The sequence below is a fragment of the Acidianus manzaensis genome (genome assembly GCF_002116695.1).
In the GTDB taxonomy this organism is placed as follows: Archaea; Thermoproteota; Thermoprotei_A; order Sulfolobales; family Sulfolobaceae; genus Acidianus; species Acidianus manzaensis.
Map to the genome: position 1 here is coordinate 196,193 of NZ_CP020477.1, position 18,815 is coordinate 215,007.

Annotated in this window: 21 protein-coding genes; 10 read left to right on the forward strand and 11 right to left on the reverse strand. The window is 33.0% G+C overall.

The window, feature by feature from the left end; all coding sequences use genetic code 11:
* Nucleotides 1-86: 86 nt before the first annotated feature.
* A complete protein-coding gene (locus tag B6F84_RS00665) occupies nucleotides 87-818 on the forward strand; it encodes a cyclase family protein (protein ID WP_236748990.1) in 732 nt (243 codons plus the stop codon).
* A gap of 64 nt (nucleotides 819-882) precedes the next feature.
* Complete coding sequence (locus tag B6F84_RS00670; protein ID WP_236749103.1) at nucleotides 883-1,623, forward strand: helix-turn-helix domain-containing protein; 741 nt, start codon at nucleotides 883-885, stop codon at nucleotides 1,621-1,623.
* Nucleotides 1,624-1,652: 29 nt separating this feature from the next.
* On the opposite strand, the gene B6F84_RS00675 is transcribed toward B6F84_RS00670, so the two are convergent.
* Genes B6F84_RS00675 through B6F84_RS00685 form a run of 3 tightly spaced genes read right to left on the reverse strand, consistent with a single transcriptional unit; the run spans nucleotide 1,653 to nucleotide 4,440 of the window.
* A complete protein-coding gene (locus tag B6F84_RS00675) occupies nucleotides 1,653-2,390 on the reverse strand; it encodes an ATP-binding cassette domain-containing protein (protein WP_148690431.1) in 738 nt (245 codons plus the stop codon).
* Nucleotides 2,391-2,400: 10 nt separating this feature from the next.
* Nucleotides 2,401-3,399 carry an ABC transporter permease gene (locus B6F84_RS00680; protein ID WP_148690432.1) on the reverse strand — a complete coding sequence of 333 codons (999 nt, stop codon included), beginning with the start codon at nucleotides 3,397-3,399 and terminating at the stop codon, nucleotides 2,401-2,403.
* Nucleotides 3,400-3,411: 12 nt separating this feature from the next.
* A complete protein-coding gene (locus B6F84_RS00685) occupies nucleotides 3,412-4,440 on the reverse strand; it encodes a substrate-binding domain-containing protein (RefSeq protein ID WP_236748991.1) in 1,029 nt (342 codons plus the stop codon).
* Between the two features lie 111 nt (nucleotides 4,441-4,551).
* Here B6F84_RS00685 and B6F84_RS00690 point away from each other — a divergent pair, with 111 nt between their 5' ends.
* Genes B6F84_RS00690 through B6F84_RS00700 form a run of 3 tightly spaced genes read left to right on the forward strand, consistent with a single transcriptional unit; the run spans nucleotide 4,552 to nucleotide 6,919 of the window.
* Nucleotides 4,552-5,313, forward strand: coding sequence for an SDR family NAD(P)-dependent oxidoreductase (locus B6F84_RS00690; RefSeq protein WP_148690434.1), 762 nt, complete (start codon nucleotides 4,552-4,554; stop codon nucleotides 5,311-5,313).
* A complete protein-coding gene (locus B6F84_RS00695) occupies nucleotides 5,310-6,491 on the forward strand; it encodes a CaiB/BaiF CoA transferase family protein (protein ID WP_236748992.1) in 1,182 nt (393 codons plus the stop codon). The genes B6F84_RS00690 and B6F84_RS00695 overlap by 4 nt, the downstream gene beginning before the upstream one ends.
* A complete protein-coding gene (locus B6F84_RS00700) occupies nucleotides 6,488-6,919 on the forward strand; it encodes a MaoC/PaaZ C-terminal domain-containing protein (RefSeq protein WP_236748993.1) in 432 nt (143 codons plus the stop codon). Before B6F84_RS00695 ends, B6F84_RS00700 begins: the two co-directional genes overlap by 4 nt.
* Nucleotides 6,920-7,386: 467 nt before the next feature.
* Here the strand turns inward: B6F84_RS00700 and B6F84_RS00705 are convergent, their stop codons facing one another.
* The gene (locus tag B6F84_RS00705; RefSeq protein ID WP_148690435.1) at nucleotides 7,387-8,823 is read right to left on the reverse strand and encodes an aldehyde dehydrogenase family protein; all 1,437 of its coding nucleotides are present in this window, start codon (nucleotides 8,821-8,823) and stop codon (nucleotides 7,387-7,389) included.
* Between the two features lie 86 nt (nucleotides 8,824-8,909).
* Between B6F84_RS00705 and B6F84_RS00710 the strand changes: the two genes are divergently transcribed.
* From B6F84_RS00710 to B6F84_RS14240, 3 genes are all read left to right on the forward strand, one after another.
* Nucleotides 8,910-9,800 (forward strand): fumarylacetoacetate hydrolase family protein, encoded by an 891-nt coding sequence (locus B6F84_RS00710; protein ID WP_148690436.1) that lies wholly within the window; start codon nucleotides 8,910-8,912, stop codon nucleotides 9,798-9,800.
* 256 nt (nucleotides 9,801-10,056) lie between these two features.
* Nucleotides 10,057-10,314 carry a hypothetical protein gene (locus B6F84_RS14235; RefSeq protein WP_420807162.1) on the forward strand — a complete coding sequence of 86 codons (258 nt, stop codon included), beginning with the start codon at nucleotides 10,057-10,059 and terminating at the stop codon, nucleotides 10,312-10,314.
* A 398-nt stretch (nucleotides 10,315-10,712) separates the two neighbouring features.
* Nucleotides 10,713-11,000 carry a hypothetical protein gene (locus tag B6F84_RS14240; protein WP_420807163.1) on the forward strand — a complete coding sequence of 96 codons (288 nt, stop codon included), beginning with the start codon at nucleotides 10,713-10,715 and terminating at the stop codon, nucleotides 10,998-11,000.
* A 199-nt stretch (nucleotides 11,001-11,199) separates the two neighbouring features.
* Here the strand turns inward: B6F84_RS14240 and B6F84_RS00720 are convergent, their stop codons facing one another.
* Genes B6F84_RS00720 through B6F84_RS00735 form a run of 4 tightly spaced genes read right to left on the reverse strand, consistent with a single transcriptional unit; the run spans nucleotide 11,200 to nucleotide 14,911 of the window.
* A complete protein-coding gene (locus tag B6F84_RS00720) occupies nucleotides 11,200-11,589 on the reverse strand; it encodes a CBS domain-containing protein (RefSeq protein WP_148690437.1) in 390 nt (129 codons plus the stop codon).
* A 54-nt stretch (nucleotides 11,590-11,643) separates the two neighbouring features.
* Complete coding sequence (locus B6F84_RS00725) at nucleotides 11,644-11,931, reverse strand: ferredoxin family protein (RefSeq protein WP_148690438.1); 288 nt, start codon at nucleotides 11,929-11,931, stop codon at nucleotides 11,644-11,646.
* Nucleotides 11,928-13,118 (reverse strand): NAD(P)/FAD-dependent oxidoreductase, encoded by a 1,191-nt coding sequence (locus B6F84_RS00730; protein WP_148690439.1) that lies wholly within the window; start codon nucleotides 13,116-13,118, stop codon nucleotides 11,928-11,930. Before B6F84_RS00730 ends, B6F84_RS00725 begins: the two co-directional genes overlap by 4 nt.
* On the reverse strand, nucleotides 13,115-14,911 hold the full coding sequence (locus B6F84_RS00735) for an FAD-binding protein (RefSeq protein ID WP_420807167.1): 1,797 nt from the start codon (nucleotides 14,909-14,911) through the stop codon (nucleotides 13,115-13,117). Before B6F84_RS00735 ends, B6F84_RS00730 begins: the two co-directional genes overlap by 4 nt.
* A gap of 240 nt (nucleotides 14,912-15,151) precedes the next feature.
* On the opposite strand from B6F84_RS00735, the gene B6F84_RS00740 reads away from it, so the two are divergent.
* Both B6F84_RS00740 and B6F84_RS00745 read left to right on the forward strand, forming a co-directional pair.
* Nucleotides 15,152-16,234, forward strand: coding sequence for an acyl-CoA dehydrogenase family protein (locus tag B6F84_RS00740; RefSeq protein WP_148692789.1), 1,083 nt, complete (start codon nucleotides 15,152-15,154; stop codon nucleotides 16,232-16,234).
* Between the two features lie 6 nt (nucleotides 16,235-16,240).
* Nucleotides 16,241-16,678, forward strand: coding sequence for a MaoC family dehydratase (locus tag B6F84_RS00745; RefSeq protein WP_148690440.1), 438 nt, complete (start codon nucleotides 16,241-16,243; stop codon nucleotides 16,676-16,678).
* Here the strand turns inward: B6F84_RS00745 and B6F84_RS00750 are convergent.
* From B6F84_RS00750 to B6F84_RS00760, 3 genes are all read right to left on the reverse strand, one after another.
* On the reverse strand, nucleotides 16,675-17,436 hold the full coding sequence (locus B6F84_RS00750) for an acyl-CoA dehydrogenase family protein (RefSeq protein ID WP_148690441.1): 762 nt from the start codon (nucleotides 17,434-17,436) through the stop codon (nucleotides 16,675-16,677). The two genes, B6F84_RS00745 and B6F84_RS00750, sit on opposite strands and share 4 nt — an antisense overlap.
* 209 nt (nucleotides 17,437-17,645) lie before the next feature.
* Entirely contained in the window at nucleotides 17,646-17,798 is a 153-nt protein-coding gene (locus B6F84_RS14245; RefSeq protein ID WP_420807164.1) for a C2H2-type zinc finger protein, read from the reverse strand.
* A gap of 200 nt (nucleotides 17,799-17,998) precedes the next feature.
* On the reverse strand, nucleotides 17,999-18,805 hold the full coding sequence (locus B6F84_RS00760) for a ferritin family protein (protein ID WP_148690442.1): 807 nt from the start codon (nucleotides 18,803-18,805) through the stop codon (nucleotides 17,999-18,001).
* Between the last annotated feature and the right edge of the window lie 10 nt (nucleotides 18,806-18,815).

An 18,815-nucleotide genomic window follows, 5' to 3' on the forward strand; every position in this document is an offset into this window, starting at 1 on the left:
ACAAGCTGTAACTAGTTTTTAAATTTAAAACGATATCCTAACATGTCTGAGAGAATATTTAATAAGAGAATAAATGACATTCTCATATGAAAAGTTTATCAATAAATGATCTTAATGAGTTACTTAAGGCATTAGAGTTTTTTGATTTCACGATGCCACTATCACATAATGTGGTGTCATGGCCTACACATCCACCTATACAAATTAATAAATTCAAGACTGTTGAAAGAGATCTTTATGATGCGCATGAAATTTATATGACCTCACAAGACTATACACACTTTGATGCTCCATCGCATATGATAAAGGGCGGAAAAACAATAGACGCATATGAAATATATAGGTTTGTGGCACCGGCGATAATACTGAACTTTTCCAATAAGGAGGATCTTGAAATTACTGATAAAGACCTTCAACAATTTTCTGACCAAATAAAAAATGTAAATGCAGTAATACTTTTTACTGATTTTAATAAAGATCCTAAGGAATTTAAATATAACTGGAAGTATTTGGGAGTTTCAAGTGCTAAGTATTTATCACAATTTTCAAATATAAAAATGGTTGCAATAGACGCTCCAAGTATAGCCGGTTGGTCTGGTGATGTGCCTGCTGCTCCTCATATAATTACTGTTAAAGACGCAATAGATATACACTTATATTTACTTGAAAAGGACATATTGATAGTCGAAGGGCTATATGATGTTAAGAAGGCTATCGGAAATAACAAGTATGTGTATGGAGTTCTTATTGCATTGCCGTTACAAATAGTTGGATTAGATGGAGGGCCTTGTAGAGTGATATTTACTAAATTCACTTAAATTCGCATGTAAAACAAATAACGCAAAGTTTAAATTGATTGATACTAAATATTATATTGTGGATATGCACATTATAAAAAACGAGCATGATAACTACGTGATTACATATTTCAGAATTAAGCATGAGGGCTGTTGGTCAGAACTGACAAGTAACAATAAATTTGAGGCCATAACTTTGATCGCCAGACCAAATAAGGATAAAAGATTTATCCTAGCTTATGACGAAGTAAAGCTGAACAATTATAATCTAAAAAATTTCATACGGGATTTAAAAGGAAATAATAGAGTAAAAGAAATATTTAAAATAAGAATTATAAATAATAAAAGAAATATTTATAGACTTCTTTTAAAGGAAGATTATGAAAATATGGTAAGAGGAATTCTCGACAAATATACTCTATTTGATATCAAAGATTTAATATTGAATGGGGAGGAAAGAATAGTCCTAGTACTTCCTTCGTCGGAAATAATTGAACTTAAAAAAGATTTTGAAAATATAGGAAAATTAATTAAATTTACATATAAATATATAAATATTGATGAATTATTAACGGACTCTCTTCTAACAATATTTAATTTAACAAAACGCGAACATGAAAGTTTTAAATTAGCTTATAAGTCAGGATTTTACGATTTACCCAAGAACATAACATTAGAAGAACTAGCATCATACATGAAAATATCTAAACCTACTATGGAAGATTATATAAGAAAAGCTGAAAGAAAAATCTTTAAGAGTTTCTATCATCAATATTATTATTATGATATGCTACTGGAGGGAGATTCGGAGGAAGATTCAAAATAGTCTCTTGATCTAGCTGGGTTTCAAGAAATTCAACTTTTTTGGGTTATTAATGTTGCTAATTCATTTACTGAAATTTCTGACTTTAGAAATTCTCCTATTTTCTTGCCGCTAGCCATAGCTACTATTCTATCAGAGACTTCATGAACGTGAAACAGGTTATGTGAAACAAATATTACTGATATCCCAGTTTTCTTCAATGCTGATATTGTATCCATAACTCTTTGTGTTTCTTTTACTGAAAGATTATTAGTTGGTTCATCTGTTATAAGTAGCCTTTTCTTAAAATAATAAGCTCTAGCAAATGCTAAACCTTGCCTTTGTCCTCCTGAAATTTCATCAACTCTAAGATTTAAATTAGGTATTCTTAAGCCTATCTCTTCTAATGCTTTTTTAGCTTCTTCTTTCATTTTATTCATTTTAAGAAATCCGAATCTTCCGGTAATTTCTCTCCCTAAGAAGAAATTCCTCCTTATATCAATTGTATTAACTAAACTTAAATCTTGATACATCATTTCTATCCCAAGCTTTTTTGCATCATGTGGAGAATTGAACTCGACTTTTTGTTCGTCTACATAAATTTCCCCTATATCTGGTTTATAATACCCTGCTAAAATTCTCATCAGTGTAGACTTCCCAGTCCCATTATCTCCTATTAACCCTATTACTTCAGCTGGATAGATCTCTAAATCTATACCCCTAACTGCATATAAGCTCCCGAACCATTTATGAATGTTTACCATTCTAACTATTGGTATTTTGTTACTCAATTAGTTTCACCTAATCAGTTTCACCTAATCTTATGTTTTTACTCATCTTTTTAGCATAGTTATGCGCTATTACTACTACTATAATCAAGGCCCCTATTAAGGTTTCATATACATAGGAAGACACTCCAGCTAATATTAGACCATTTTCTATACTCCATATTATTATTGTTCCTATAATTCCTCCTATCACGCTCCCCTCCCCTCCAAATAATGAGGTACCGCCAATTACAGATGCAGCAATAGCATCAAGTTCTAAGTTACCTCCCTGATTTGCTATGACTTGTGAGTATAGTGAGCTTTGCATTATTCCTGCAAAGCCAGACAAAACTGCAGTCAATATAAAGAGTGAAAGCTTTACGTAATCAACCCTTATTCCCATTCCTTTTGCGGCATCTTTATTTCCTCCAACCGCAAATATCCAATTTCCCCATTTGTGTCTCTCCAAAATTAGATAAAATAATACTGCAAATCCAATAAGCCATATTAATTGCGAGTTTATTAATCCTCCTATTGCAATGTTGCCTACTAAAATCTTAGTTATCGATTCGGGTAATTGAAAAGAATAAGGTTGCCCTCCAGATATTTGAAGCGCTATTCCTAACCATACAAATAATGTTCCTAAAGTGACTATAAATGAGGGTATTCCAAATTTAATTGTAATAAAGCCGTTTAAGGAACCAATAATAGCTGCAATCATTAAACTTATTATTATTGATGCGATAACGTTAATTCCATAAGATATCAATGAATAAACTATTAATGGAATTAACGCGAAGGTAGCGGCTACTGAAAGATCAAATTCTCCTGCTATCATTAGTAACGTAACTCCCAATGTCACTATACCATATATAGGAATAACTGTAAATAATACTATAAGATTACTTAAGCTTAAAAATCTACTATCTAAAAGATCAAATAATATCCATAAAATAATTAAAGCAAAAAAAGAAGCAAATTCCTTATTTGATACAATTTTATATAAATACCTTTGATTTTGAGGATTTGCCACTAGATTTCACCTTTAGTAGAATATACCCTCATTTACTAATGGTTCTACTTTTTGAGCTATTTCTTTAGTTAGGACATAATTACCCGCATTTACATTCCACCCAGTAAAATCATATTTTACGACAAATGCTCCTTGAATAACTGGTAAGAAACCTTGTAGGTATGGTTGCTGATCAATCGTTAGTTGAACATATCCATCAAGTATTGCTTGAAGTACTTGCGGTGTTATATCAAATACAGCTACCGGTATTTGGCCTGGTTTTATTCCTAACTTTGGAAAGGCATCCATTACTACTGCTCCCCCATATCCGTTACTTATTACAGCTTTAGTATCTGGATTAGCTTCTAAATATGCGGTTATTTGAGACTCTACTTGTGAAAGAGTGAAACTAGATTCTATTATATCCCATGTACATCCATATTCTTTAAGAACTTCTGTTTCCCCTTGTATACGCTGTTCAGCCCATACTTCACCAGGACCCTCATTTATTATTACTACATGAGAATTAGATGGGAAATATTTGCTGAGCGCTTGAGTCTGTGTGTCTCCTGCTTTAACTAAATTTTGACCAATATAAGATATCGCACCAGTATACTCAAAATCTTGTTGAGTAGGTGCATCTACATTAACTAATATTACAGGTATTCCTTCTTGCGATGCTTGATGTAGATATGGCTGAACACTTGTGTATATATCAGTTGCAATTAAAACATCTGGATGTTGATTAATTGCAGTTTGTAGATTAGAGATTATTTCAGCTACATCAGAAGATCCATTTTGCGGTCTATACATAATACAATCGGCGTTAACTAGTTCGCATCCATTATCAAAACCTCTTTCTACAACATTGCCGAATACGTTTGTTGGTCCCCAATGCCCATTGAATATTATTTTAACTCCCTTGCCTATTTGAGCGATTGATGGAAGTTTTGCACTAGATGGTGGACGCGTTAATGAATATCCAGCTAATCCCCACCCTACTGCAGCGGCTGCTCCTAATCCAGCTAGACCCGCTATGAAATTACGCCTAGTCTTATCCACTATAGCTTATCCCCAATTAGTAATATTAGTGTAATAATTTAAAAGGGGATACTCATACATGTATGAGTTATACTATAAAATGGTTTCTTGCGAGACAACTAATGAGTAACTATGTTTAACTTTAAGGATAAGGTAATATTAGTAACGGGTTCGTCATCTGGAATAGGGAGATCTACTGCAGAATTATTTGCTAGGCTTAACGGAAAAGTTATTGGAATAGATTTAAACGATGAATGGGGAAGAGAACTGGAAAATAGCTTAAAAAAAGAGGGATATGAATTTACTCATTTTAATGGGGATATAAGTAAAATTGAGGATATGAAAAAGATTATTGAATATACAGATAAGAATTATGGAAAATTAGATGTTTTGGTCAATAATGCAGGTATAGCTGAATGGAAGTATTTTGAAGAGCTTACTATTGAAGATTGCGAAAAAATTATAAGAATAAATTTATTTCCAGCGATATTTCTAACTAAACTTGCTTTACCATTACTTAAAAAGTCAAGTAATGCTAGTGTAGTTAATGTTTCTTCAGTAACAGCAGAGAGAGGCGAGGATAATCTGCTGTGTTACGCTGCAAGTAAAGGTGGTATTAATGCAATAACTATTTCTCTAGCAAGAGTTTTAGCAAAATATAATATAAGAGTTAATGCAGTTATTCCTGGTCCTATAGACACTCCAATAAATTGGGTTAGGATCAAAGGTCCGGATAAGGAAAAATGGAATGAATGGATAAAACAAGTTGTATTACTTGGAAGATGGGGCAAACCTGAAGAAGTTGCTACAGTTATAGCATTTTTAGCGTCTGATTTAGCAACCTTTATAACAGGATCGCTTGCAGCTGTAGATGGAGGTTATCTAATTAGGTGATATTATTGCCGGAGGCTTTAGAAGGAATAAGAGTATTAGAATTAGGAATATACCTTAATGGACCTTATGCTGGAAGATTACTAGCTGAACTAGGCGCTGAAGTCATTAAAATAGAACCTCCATGGGGAGACCCAATGAGAAAATCACCACCATTTATTAATAATGATAGTCTTCATTCAATTTATTACAATGTAAATAAAAAATTTATAACATTAAATTTAAAGTCAGAAAAGGGGAGAGAATTATTTCTTGAACTTACAAAGAAAAGCGATATAATAATTACCAATTTTAGACCTGGCGTTCTAGATAAATTAAAAATAAATTACGAAGAATTAAAAAAAGCTAATCATAAAATAATTTTAGCTTCATCAACTGGATATGGATATAATAGTCCATACAGAGATTTACCTGCATTTGATCCAATAATTCAAGCACTTAGTGGTATGATGGATTCAAATGGTTATCCAGATAGACCTACAAGGGCCGGAATGGGACTATTAGACTTTGTAACCGCTGCATATACAGTTATAGCTATATTGGCTGCATTGATATATAGAGAAAAAACTGGAAAAGGTCAATTCATAGATATGAGTATGTACGACGTTTCTTTGACTCTTTCTATGCAATCATTAATTTATCTATTCCTGGGACATCATCCAAGAGTGGGACCAACAAGCTTAGTATTTTCACCAGAATATTTATATGAGGCTAGAGATGGCTACGTTTATGTGATTTTGCCTACTGATGAAAGCTGGACTAACTTTATCAAAAGAGTAGGAAAAGAAAATTTACTTAATGATCCTAGATTCAAAACAGTAGAAAATAGAATTTCTCATAGAGAGGAGGTAAAGAAAATAGTTCAAGATATTTTCAGAAATATGACGAAAGATGAGATTGTAAAACTTGTAGTAGATTGTGGTGGTGCAGCAGCACCAGTAAGAGAGCTAAAAGAGCAATTTGATGACCCTCATGTAAAAGTAAGAGATATGTTCGTAGAGTTTCTTATTGATACCAATAAACTTCAAGTTCCAGGATCTTCATTTAAAATGAGCGAAACACCAGGAACAATTAAATGGCCTGGATTATTACCCGGATATCATAACGAAGAAATATATGGGAAATTACTCGGTTTAACTAGAGAAGAAATAGAGAAATTAAAAAATGAGGGAGTAATTTGACCATTGAGGTAACTAAGATAGGATATAAGTTCATAACTAAACGGAGAACAATTACCGAGGCAGATATAATATTATTTGCAGGACTTACTGGTGATATGCATCCAGCACATTTAGATGAAATTTACTCAAAATCCTCAATATTTGGGAAAAGAGTCTCACATGGCTTTCTAACTCTTTCACTTTTACAAGGTTTACTAGCCCAACATGAGATTATTAATAATATAGTAGCCTTATTAGGTGTAAATAATGTGAAATTCAAATCTCCAGTATTTATAGGAGATACTATTTGGTCCGAATGTGAAATAGTAGATAGTAGAGAGAGCAAAGGTAAATCAGGAAATTATGTTGTAAACATACATTGTGTTGGGAAAAAGCAGGATAATACAGAAATTTTAGAGTATGATATAATAGAACTTATGAAGCTGTGAATTTTTTATTATTCTTCTTTTCTTCTAAGTGTATAATGAATGACCTTTATCTTTTTTATATAGCAGTATAATTTATAGCGTTATTATGGAGTTAATACTTTTTACAAAATTTATAAAAGAAATATATTCTCTTTGGATATAATGTTGTTATGAACGATATTAAAGCTATGTTGATTTCACTGATATTTTCAACGTTTAATTATTGCAGGGCAAAAATATTTATGCTTTTTAATAGATGATATTGTTAAGAAAGTTTCACGAAAACTTTATTGTAGATTTTTATCCATTTTGGGCTTTTAAGAATAACCATGGCATGTCTTCAATTCCAAGCAGAAAGTTTTTGAGGGTGTTGGAGTGCAGCCATGAAAATAATTATATTAAAAGTAAACCCGAAGCATAAAGTAGTACTGCTTTTATCTTAGATCTATGTAATAGGATTAGGAAAAAAGAATTTTTAATGCTTTCAGTTACCATCCCTCATAAACTGTCTTTTCTTTAAGGTAGAATTCTAATGCTTCTTCTCCCATTTCTTTCCATGTAGTAGCACCAGAATTCTTAAATCCACCGAAAGGTGCTTGAAGTTCTAATCCTACAGTTGGTTTATTAACTTTTATTACTCCAGCCTCAACTCTAGCTAAAAATTCATTTATTGCTTTAATATCAGTTGATACTATACCTGCAGTATGACCATAGTCTACAGCGTTAACTAATCTTATTGCCTCATCTAGATCCTTAGCCTCAGTTACACTTAATATGGGCCCAAATATTTCTTCTTTGAACAGTCTTATTTCCGATGTAACTCCTTCAAATATAGTAGGCTCTAGGAAATATCCTTTACGACTTATAGTATTTCCACCATAAATTAATTTAGCCCCTGCATTTTTCCCATATTCTATATATTCTAAATCTTTCTTAAACTGAAATTCATCCACTACCGGACCCATATCAACATCTTCAGTACCTAGTCCAACTCTCCACTTCTTAACTCTCTCTAAAAGTCTTTGCTTAAACTGACTATAGATATCCTTATGGACTATCAACCTACTCGTCGCCGTACAAGATTGTCCTGTTAATCCAAAAGCTCCCCTTACTGCTAGTTCTGCAGCTAGTGTTAAATCAGCGCTCTTATCAATATAAAGTGCATTCTTTCCACCTAATTCTAATTGTATTCTGGTCATTCTCTTTTTAGATCCTACCAGCCTATAAATTCTTTGTCCAACCTCTGTAGATCCAGTAAACGAAACAGCAGCCACACTATCGTCTGTTACTATAGTATCACCGACTTCGCTTCCCTTCCCTACTACTAGATTCACTACACCTTCCGGTAAACCAGCTTTGCTTAACACTTCAACTAATTTAGCTACTAATAATGGTGTTTTTGTTGCAGGTTTTAATAGTACAGTATTACCCGCAGTTAATGCTGGGGCTAATTTCCAGACAAGTATTGAAAGTGGGAAGTTCCATGGGGTAATTAACGCTACTACACCTAAAGGTTCTTTCAAAGTAAATATTCTTGTATTAGGATCAGCTGAAGGCAAGGTTTTTCCAGAGATCTTAAAGGCTAAAGCCCCATAGAATTTAAGTAGATTATAGCTTCTCATTACTTCAAATATGCTATCTTTAAGTGTCTTACCCTCTTCAAGAGTCATCAATAGCGCAAATTCTTGAGCCTCTTGTTCCATCAATTCTCCAGCCTTAAGTAAAATAGAACCTCTCTTTGGTGCGGGAGTTTTGGCCCATTCTTCAAACTTTGCCACAGCTCTATTTATGGCCTCTTTAACGTTGTCCTTAGTGTACAATTTGATTTTAGCTAATACATGATCCTTATCTGCAGGATTTATGTCAAGGTATTCCTCTCCATTACCCTTAATCCACTTATCCGCCAACTCCTGATATGATTTCATAATTACTATCTTGTTCTGACTGTTTTTTATTTTGATATACTAACATGTTTGCTAACAAGTTTATTAAATGTTAAGAGGATTTTATCATGATGAAAATATTTAGAGTTGTAAAAAGAGGTTACTACATAAGTTATGCAATATTAGAAAATAATATTGTAATAAGACTAGACGAAGATCCAGTGAGAGCGTTAATTAGATACTCAGAAAACAAGGAAGTATTAGGAGATAAGGTTGTTGGATTAGATTATGAACTGTTACTGAAGAACTTTCAAGTAAATGACGTTAAGATCACTAAACCAATAGATCCCTTAGAAGTGTGGGGATCTGGAATATCATATGAAATGGCTAGGGAAAGATATTCTGAAGAGAACGTGGCTAAAATATTAGGTAAGACAATATATGACACTGTTTATGATGCAGTAAGGCCAGAAATATTCTTCAAAGCAACACCAAATAGATGTGTTGGTCATGGCGAAGCCATAGCTGTGAGAAGTGACTCTGAATGGACCTTACCGGAGCCTGAATTGGCAGTAGTTATAGATTCTAATGGAAAGATTTTAGGTTATACTATAATGGATGATGTTTCAGCTAGGGATCTAGAAGCTGAAAATCCACTTTATTTACCTCAGTCTAAGATATATGCTGGTTGCTGCGCTTTTGGACCCTTCATAGTTACACCAGATGAGGTAAAGAATCCATATAATTTAGATATAAAGTTGAGAATTCTAAGAGAAGGTAAGGTATTCTATGAGGGTAGTGTTAATACTAGCAAAATGAGAAGGAAGATTGAGGAACAGATAGAGTATATTATCAGGGATAATCCAATACCAGATGGAACTATTTTGACTACTGGAACTGCTATAGTTCCTGGAAGAGATAAAGGACTTAAGCATAGAGACGTAGTAGAGATAAGTATAAGTAGTTTAGGAACGCTAATAACACCAGTTATAAAACATGAAAAAGAAGATAAAATATAATTTTAAGCAAATTTTATTTTTATAGAAATATCAATAATTAAAGTGAAGAAAAATAAAAACATAGAAAGGAAGATAAGGTTTTTATATAAGAATCTAATTAAAGTATTGTGAGTGTTGGAGTGCAGCCATGAAAATTAGTATGTAATACGAGAAAAATGAAAACTTAATAAAGTTGTATATACAAAAATCCCGACATAAAACCCTAGCTAAAAACACTTGTGCTAGGTTACCATGAGACGAATAGTGGCCAATCACAATGAACACGATAACCCTAGCACAATTAATACTAGAAATACCAATAAATCAACTCCCCTTACCAAAATCAACAACATACTACTACATAAACAAACTAAAAATAAAAAAGAGGAGAAAAGAAAGAACAACAACGCAAACAGTAACTTGCCCCAAATGCAAATCACACAATGTAATAAAAAACGGATCATCAAGAGGAAAAAGAAATACAAATGCAAATCTTGCAACACTACATTCTACCAAGGAGAGAACCTTAGACTAAGCAAAGATGAAAAAGAATGATAATACAAATGTATACTCACAATATGAGTATGAGGGGTATTTCAGATATTCTTGTGAGAGACGTTCCCACTGTTTATCACTTGATTAGGAAGAAGGCTCTTGAGGCTTATCTCACTCTTATTGATCTTCAAGGCTCAAGGCTTGATCCGGCCTCATTCTGATCGGGTTTGTATAACTCAAACTCGACTAATATGTTTTATATGAGGCTTGATGAAGGATTTTTATGTGGGAGAGAAGGTTTTTGATGAGCAGTGGACTTTTTTTATCGTGTTAGTTCAAAGAGGCAAGATTTGTGGGTTTGGAATTGTTTGATTGATGGTGTTCCTTATTTTGTTGTTGGGAATAGGAGTTATGGTACTTTGAGGTGGTTGTTGGGGTTTGCCTAAGGGTGGTGTTAGTTTTTATGATTATCAAGTTTATCAAGTTCTTGATGATCGTGTTGTTGGTAAGAGGTATACGTTTCGTGTTGAGGGTTATCATTCTATGGTAAGAAGTTGTTTAGCTCGTTTTAATCGTGATACTAAGGCTGTTACTAGGAGTGTTAGTATGGTTAATTATAGTTTGAGTTTACTTATTGCCATGAAGGGTAAGGTGTTTTCTAGTGTTGTTACTCCCTTTAATCAAGTACGGTTGGAAAATATCAAAAGAGGATTAGAGAGAGTTTAATTTAATTCGTATTACATGCTAATTTTCATGGCTGCACTCCAACACTTATTTTACGATAGTTCTAATAGAGAGGATTGCCTTAATTTTCAGACGCTACAGAAACTACCATTATGTAGATTACCAGTAGAAAATTCTGATATATATTGAAATATAAAGGATATAAATAAGAAGAACAAAAAAGATTTAAAATAAGATTAATTCAATAAGTCATCTCTTCTGCTTCCAAGAGGGACATTGTGCCCATTACGTCTCTCATTGAAATTATCCCTATATCTTTTCCTTTTTCAGTAACTACTAAATGCCTTACTCCATAAGATGCCATTATATCCATTGCTTCAATTAATGGCTTATCTGACTCTATTCTCAATATTTTAGTTGTAGCTATATCTAAAGCTGGATCATTGTAATTTTTTCCCATGGCTACTGCTCTAGTTATATCTCTCTCTGTCAAGATAGCTGTAATCTGATCTCCTTTTCTCATTACTACTGAACTTACGTTATATTCTCTCATCTTTGATGCTGCATCCCTTATCGATGAAGATTCGTCTATTACAACTAAATTTTTAGTCATTATTTGTTTTATATTCATTATATACTTACTTGCTTTCTATACTTAAAAATAATATACATCATGTTTTATGAATTATCCGTATCTTAATGCTATGCCTAATCCGTATCTTGGATATTTCCAGATTATATTATTGAATGGGCAAGCAATTTTACATGCACCACACTCTACACAGTTTTCGTAAGATACTACTATCTTTCCATTTATCCATGAGTATACGTTAGCAGGGCAGACGGAAATGCATGGCTGTGGAGTTCCGTATGTTTCTTCACATTTTTTGCAAGTCATTTGATCTTTTATTTCCAAATGCGGAATTTCATCTCTTTTATATCTTAAAGTATATAATTTTTCTTCTATTTTCATATCATACTCCCCCATAACATGAGTAAATGTTTAATCATAGATGGGAATTGTGACTTATATTGGCTTACTTCTGATAAATCTCCAGAAATCCACGATTCAATTAAGTTAGTAATCATGTCATCATATACAGAAAGATATCCCTTACCTAGCATTTCGCTTTCTATTGGCCTTAATTTTGCTATTTCTTTGATTTCTCTTGAATTGTATAATTCAGATACGTATTTTTGACAGCTCCAAGATTCTGTTACTGCAGTTCCTGCTATACTACCAGAAATTATAGCTGGACCTATGCCATTAAATACTAAAGGATTTACTAAACCTATTGAATCCCCTACTGCATAAATGCCTTCTTTACAAGCTCTCCATTTTGGAAATCCATCCTCTGGAATTATTTTAGCTGAATATTCTCTCAGAGAAGAACCTTTTACGAGTTCTGTTATTCCAAATTTCTTTTCAAATTCATCTAAAATTTCGTATGGTCTAATTTTTCTTTCTATCAATTCTTGCATTGGTATTCCAACTCCTACTGATATTGAATCCTTATACGTATATAGGAATCCAGCATAAGGAACAGGAGAATTTGATATAACTCTCCAGGCTAATCCATCATCTGATGAAAGATTTAATCTCTTACTTACTTCTTCCTTATTTAGGCTGTAAACTTCCTTTATTGCCTGAACTGTACTTTCTGGCGATAATTCTGGCCTTAATCCTAATTTCATTGACAATAGAGAATTTACTCCTTCTGCCAGTACTATTTTATCTCCTTCTATTTCTCCTCTATCTGTAATTACTTTGTATGAAGAAGAATCTTTCTCTATTCCCAGTGCTGTAGTTTTAGGAATTAGTAAAGCTTTATTATTTTCAGCTTGTTGCCATAAGAATTTATCAAATTTCAATCTTGAAACTGTAACTAACTTAGTAAGAGGAGATGCTTCTACGCTTACATCGCCATTTTTAGATGATAGCATTAGTTTGATTTTTTTAACTTCTCTTTCCGCTGGTAAATTGCTAGTATCAAATACTTTAGCTATTTCTGATACTCTTATCATTGCTCCAGACACATTTTTTGAACCAGGTTCTGGTCCTCTTTCTATTGTAAGCACTTTAAGTCCAGCTTTTGAAGCTAATAGAGAAGCTGCACTACCAGCCGGACCTGCACCTATTACAATTACGTCAAACTTCATTTACTCCACCTCTTAATTATTTCTGGAACTATTTCAAAAAGATCTCCTACAATACCATAGTCACAATTCTGAAATATTGGAGCTCCTGGATCTAGATTTATTGCAATAATTCTCTTAGATCCAGATATTCCTACTAGATGCTGAACTGCTCCAGAAATTCCTAATGCAATATATAATTTTGGTCTAATAGTATTTCCTGTCTGTCCTACTTGCTTATCCTTTGGATACCAACCCATATCAGCTAACGGCTTTGTAACTCCTACAACGCCACCTATGACTGAAGCTAATTCTTCGGCTAGCTTTATGTTTTCTGGACTTTTTATTCCTCTTCCTACTCCTATAACTACGTCAGCTTCAGTTAATTCGTTTTTCTTCTCTATTTTTTTATACTCTAAAACATTATACCTAGAAAATTCGTCGTCTACAGTTTCTTCTACTAGCTCTCCTTTTCTCTCTGCCTTAGGTAATGGTTTAAACACTCCTGCTCTAACTGTAACCATAACTGGTCTACTGGTAGGGCATATTATTGTAGACATTTCCTTTCCTCCAAAATCTGGTCTAGTAGAGTTAAGTATTCCTTTTGAATCTACATCAAAGCTAGTACAATCAGCTATCAATCCTGTGTCGATTTCTATAGCTGAAGTAGAAGCTAATTCTCTGGAATTTTTAGTGCCAGGGAAGAATATTGCCTCAGGTTTATATTTCTTAGCTAAGGAAGATAATGCTCTAGTATAAACATCATTATCATATCTTTTCATTGAAGTCTTCACTTGATATACTTTATCCGCACCGTAAGAAAATGCTTCCTTAGCTAGATCAGCTCCTATTATTACTGCAGATAAGCTTGTAGACATCAAATCGGCTATTCTTCTTGCTTCTCCCATAATCTCCCAAGACGCTTCATTTGGCTCTCCTGAAATATGATCTACATAAACCCATATTTCTCCGTTAACTTTTGTTATTGGAGAAGGTTTTTGATATGTTGTATTCTCTTCTTTTGTTAATAACGATGTTTTAATTTTTTCAATTATCCAATCTGCAGCTTCTTTAGGATCTTTACCTTGAAATATTTCTGGATTTCTTGTCTTTGGTGGAGGGTGAACTTTTATAACTTTTGTCGGAGAACCAGCTAGCCCTATTTTATTCGGTTCTGCATTTATATCGTCTTTATTTAATTTAATTATTTTAGCTAATTTTGAATTTATTATGCTCATAATGTCTGGCTGTCTAGGCTTGTTTATCGTTTCGTTTACAGTAATAACTGCAGGTAATGGAACTTCTACAGTTTCCTCATCAAATTCAGTTGTTCTCACTACTGTTATTGAATGATTTTGCATATCAATCTTCTTTATCTCGCTTACATAACCTACTATAGGTATTCCTAACCATTTTGCAGTCTGTGGACCTACTTGTTCTGTTTCACCGTCTACTGCTCTTCTACCAAAAATGTATAGATCAGCTTCTCCAATTTTTTTGATAGCTTTGAAAAGAGTGTAAGAAGTGGCCCAAGTATCTGCTCCGGCCAGAGCTCTATCAGTTATTAAATAGGCTTTATCAATACCCATAGCTAAGGCTTCTCTTAATGATGGTTCAGCTTGTGGTGGACCCATTGTAATTACTGCGGTTTCTCCCCCATATCTTTCTTTAACTCTTACTCCTTCTTCTATTGCGTGTAGATCTGGAGGATTTATTACTGCAGGTACTCCTTCTCTTACTAAAGTATTAGTTACTGGATCTACTCTTAGATCGTCAGCATCTGGCACTTGTTTAATTGATACTATTACTTTTACCATCTCTATCAATTATAATTATGAATTCTACATATTTAAACTCTTTTTCAGTTTTTTATATTTTAAAATAATAATCTAATATTTTAATAAATAAAAATTAAAAAAGTTTAAAAAAGTATTATTCAGCAATAGATTATCTTGTCAGTATATTTAATCAGCACTAAACATCTCTACCTTTTCGAACAAGTATATAAGACATTATACCGAATGTTTTAATATTTTCAAATCAAACTAATTAATATGATATCAGAGGAAGAATATCGGCAAAAACTAAAAGAGTGGATAGATAAAAATCGTTCTCCTGAGTTAGAAAGAAAAGTACTTTTTGATACAGTAGAAAGTAATAACTATGATCAAATAAGAGAATGGCAAAGAAAATTGTACGAAGCAGGATATCTAGGAATTACTTGGCCAAAAGAATATGGAGGTCAGGGATTAGATCCCATTTATGAAGTTATAGCTTATGAGGAATTTCTAAAGGCTGGATTACCATATGGTCGAAGTTTAGGATCTATAGGTCTTATGGTAGTAGCTCCAGCTATTTTAAAGCATGGAAATGAAGATCAAAAAAGAAAATATTTGAGAAGAATTTTATCAGCAGAAGATATTTGGTGTCAAGGATTTTCTGAACCTAATGCAGGATCAGATTTAGCTAATGTGAAAACAAAAGCCGAGGAAAAAGGAGATTATTTTATTGTAAATGGACAGAAGATTTGGAGTAGTTATGCTCATGTAGCTGATCGTATGATTTTACTTGCAAGGACTGGAGAAGATAAGTATCATGGATTAACTATGTTTATAGTAGACATGAAACAGGAAGGCATTAAAGTTTCTCCAATTCATCAAATAACTGGAAAAAGTGATTTTAACGTAGTATACTTAACTGACGTTAAAATACCTAAGGAAAACATAATAGGAAAAATTGGAGAAGGATGGAAAGTTGCTATGACTGTTCTTAATCATGAAAGATTCTTTTTGGGAATAACTATGTTATTCGCATCAAAAATAGTAATTGATAAATTAGGACTTAAAGATCAGAATTTAATAGATGATTTACAAGGCTTAGAAGCTTTCTATAAAAGAATTCTAATTAAGTTAAGAAACGGAGAAGATATAGACGTAGAAGGAGCAATACTAAAGCTAGTTTCTTCAGAACTATTACAAAAAATTTACGAAATTGCTATTACAAATAATGACCTAGAGAAAATTATGGAAGAAAAGTGGTATTTAGGAATGCTATCATCTAGAGGTAGAACAATAGCTGGAGGTACATCAGAAATATTAAGAAATCTTATAGGCGAGAGAGCACTAAAACTTCCGAAGTGATTAAAAATGTATTTTGAAGATTTTCAAATTGGACAAAAATGGGAAACAAAAGGTAGAACAGTAACAGAAGCAGACGTAGTACTGTTTACTGGATTAACTGGAGCTTTAAACCCATTATTTCTTGACGAAGAGTACGGAAAGAAAACCAGATTCGGGTCAAGAATTTTACCTGGTTTACTAACTGCATCATTCGCAGTAGGTTTAGCATATCAATTATCTACAGATCCTTTCGGAGAAGGATTTGTAGCATTAACCAAAGTAGAAATTGAAGCTAAAAAGGCAGTAAAAATTGGAGATACTCTTAAAGTTATAGTAGAAGTTGCTGACAAAAAGGAAAGACAAAAAGACGGAAGAATTTACTTGAATTTAACTACACTTAATCAGAATAAAGAAGAAGTTATGAAATTAAAGATGGAAATTTTATGTAATAAAAAAGAGGATTAGCTTAATGCTTTATCCAAAAGCAAAATTCTTTTTAAATGCAAATGAAGATCTAAATCTGCTGTGAAGCCCATTCCTCCATGAATCTGTATAGAATCTAATATCGCTCTAAAAGCCTTTCTAAACGCATGATCAAACACGTTACTTCTTTCTCCAGTAAGATATCTAGATCTAACTAATTCTAAACCTATAGTATCATCAACTATTTTGTGTTTTATAGCCTCGTATGAACCTATGGGTTTGCCAAAAGCTATTCTAGAATTTGAATAATTAATAGCACTTTTCATGCAAGCAATACCATGCCCAATAATTTGAGCTGAAGCAAAAAATTTTGCGTTATCGAAATTATATTCGCTGGAAGAAAGAGATACATCGCTTAATTTAAACATTTTAACTGAAGGATCAGGAGATTCAACTTCAATTAATTTAACTTTATCTCTGCTTATCATACCTTCGGGAGTCACTATTATTTCAGCTTTATCAGCATCAGGAAAATACTTCACTCCTAAAGTAGCTGGAACATCTGATCCTAGTAATGCTGACGTAGATACAATTGATGGTAATAGACTCTCTCCAATAAATTCTTGAATTAACAGAGAATTAACAGTAGATGTATTTTTTATAAAATCGAAAACTCCTATATTCTTTAGCTCATTAAAGAGCGAAATCTCGTCTCTTCCTTTAAATCTTGCAATAGCCTCTGAAAATGATGATAAAACTAACTGTAAATCTTCATCCTTAGATTCTAAATCTAATAACATATATTATAATAGTATATCTTAGGAATAATAAATATCTTTTTAAAAGAGTTAAAATCACTGGCCTCGACTTTAGCTTATTGTTACATTATTAAGATTGGTGAACTACTCCGCCCTTACCGTAGGCCAACCAAACCATGATATAATAACATCTACAATATTTCCAAATATGATGATGAGCCACATTAATCTGGTTCTATCCATGAAATCACCTAACTTATGCAGATATTATGCTTTTTGCAAATATGATCAAGTAACGCATTATAATTGCTAGATTTCTTCTTACATATCATGCAATGTAAGGGATGATTAGTATATCTTATATGGTTAATAAGGGCAGTACGTGATGTAACGGAATAAGACATAAAGTACAGACATATTCCGAAATCGCTTCATTTATGCTAACTTCAATAATATAACATGTTTGGAAAAGTAATATCATCTGTATATGTAGATTTCCCAGTTACGATAGAGTAGTGCTCTCGTAACTTCATAGGAATTGATTGAATATCAAGCTTAAAAGTAATAATCTAAAACTTGTTTTAAGTTATGAAGGATAAAAAAATCAAACTTTCTTTTGTAATTCTTCAGATAGTTTAGTAACATCTGTAAATGTCTTTAACACAGGATGCCCGATTTGAGCATGTCTTGATTCATCTGTCTGAATGCTTTGTGTAGCGGTAGAAAACACGAAATCATTAGCTTTGTTAGCCATTGCAGCATAAGCTATAAATTGTAAGTTTGTAAATCCGGTTTCAAACGCAAAAGTTGTCAATAACGCAAACTCTATTGCTGTAGTGCCTGTTATTGTGTCATCAAAAAATGATCTTGCTGCAATAGGTAACCAGCCATCTGTCCAGAACATTTTATGAGCGAATGCAAATTTTGGATTTACTGTTACATTATCATGAGATAATAATATCTGTAGTTGTGCATGTCTTACTTCATCCATCGAACCAAATGTAGCTAGGTTCCTCCATTCCCCCGCTTTAGCAAATCTGGCCATTCTTATTTCTGCAATTGCTGCCGTATATTCTGGTATTGGTACTGCAGTTATATGGAAGCAGAATGCTCCTTGATGATATGTTGAATCTAATTTTTTAACTAATTCGGCACGAATACCAGCATCTCTTACTGAAAATACTTTTTGGTCTTTTTCTTTTTGATTCTTAACGTACTCCCTATAAGTTACTTTATAAGGAGCATCGTATAGTTCTGCCCAAACGTCTATTGGTAAGTTAGGGACTCCCGTCATATCTACTGGGAATAGTTCTTCTTCCGATACATATTTTGGCGTCCATTCTAGTCTATTTTCTAAATCGTAGTACTCATCTCTTGTGGGTAATCTAGGTTCTTGCGGAGTTGGTTTCATTAAAGAATCT

Excerpts from the sequence above, each read along its gene's own strand:
- B6F84_RS00665 (WP_236748990.1), top strand. The coding sequence starts at position 87 with ATGAAAAGTTTATCAATAAATGATCTTAATGAGTTACTTAAGGCATTA.
- B6F84_RS00670 (WP_236749103.1), top strand. The coding sequence starts at position 883 with ATGCACATTATAAAAAACGAGCATGATAACTACGTGATTACATATTTC.
- B6F84_RS00690 (WP_148690434.1), top strand. The coding sequence starts at position 4,552 with ATGTTTAACTTTAAGGATAAGGTAATATTAGTAACGGGTTCGTCATCT.
- B6F84_RS00705 (WP_148690435.1), bottom strand. The coding sequence starts at position 8,823 with ATGAAATCATATCAGGAGTTGGCGGATAAGTGGATTAAGGGTAATGGA.
- B6F84_RS00710 (WP_148690436.1), top strand. The coding sequence starts at position 8,910 with ATGATGAAAATATTTAGAGTTGTAAAAAGAGGTTACTACATAAGTTAT.
- B6F84_RS14235 (WP_420807162.1), top strand. The coding sequence starts at position 10,057 with ATGAACACGATAACCCTAGCACAATTAATACTAGAAATACCAATAAAT.
- B6F84_RS00720 (WP_148690437.1), bottom strand. The coding sequence starts at position 11,589 with ATGAATATAAAACAAATAATGACTAAAAATTTAGTTGTAATAGACGAA.
- B6F84_RS00725 (WP_148690438.1), bottom strand. The coding sequence starts at position 11,931 with ATGAAAATAGAAGAAAAATTATATACTTTAAGATATAAAAGAGATGAA.
- B6F84_RS00730 (WP_148690439.1), bottom strand. The coding sequence starts at position 13,118 with ATGAAGTTTGACGTAATTGTAATAGGTGCAGGTCCGGCTGGTAGTGCA.
- B6F84_RS00735 (WP_420807167.1), bottom strand. The coding sequence starts at position 14,911 with ATGGTAAAAGTAATAGTATCAATTAAACAAGTGCCAGATGCTGACGAT.
- B6F84_RS00745 (WP_148690440.1), top strand. The coding sequence starts at position 16,241 with ATGTATTTTGAAGATTTTCAAATTGGACAAAAATGGGAAACAAAAGGT.
- B6F84_RS00750 (WP_148690441.1), bottom strand. The coding sequence starts at position 17,436 with ATGTTATTAGATTTAGAATCTAAGGATGAAGATTTACAGTTAGTTTTA.
- B6F84_RS14245 (WP_420807164.1), bottom strand. The coding sequence starts at position 17,798 with ATGTCTTATTCCGTTACATCACGTACTGCCCTTATTAACCATATAAGA.
- B6F84_RS00760 (WP_148690442.1), bottom strand. The coding sequence starts at position 18,805 with ATGAAACCAACTCCGCAAGAACCTAGATTACCCACAAGAGATGAGTAC.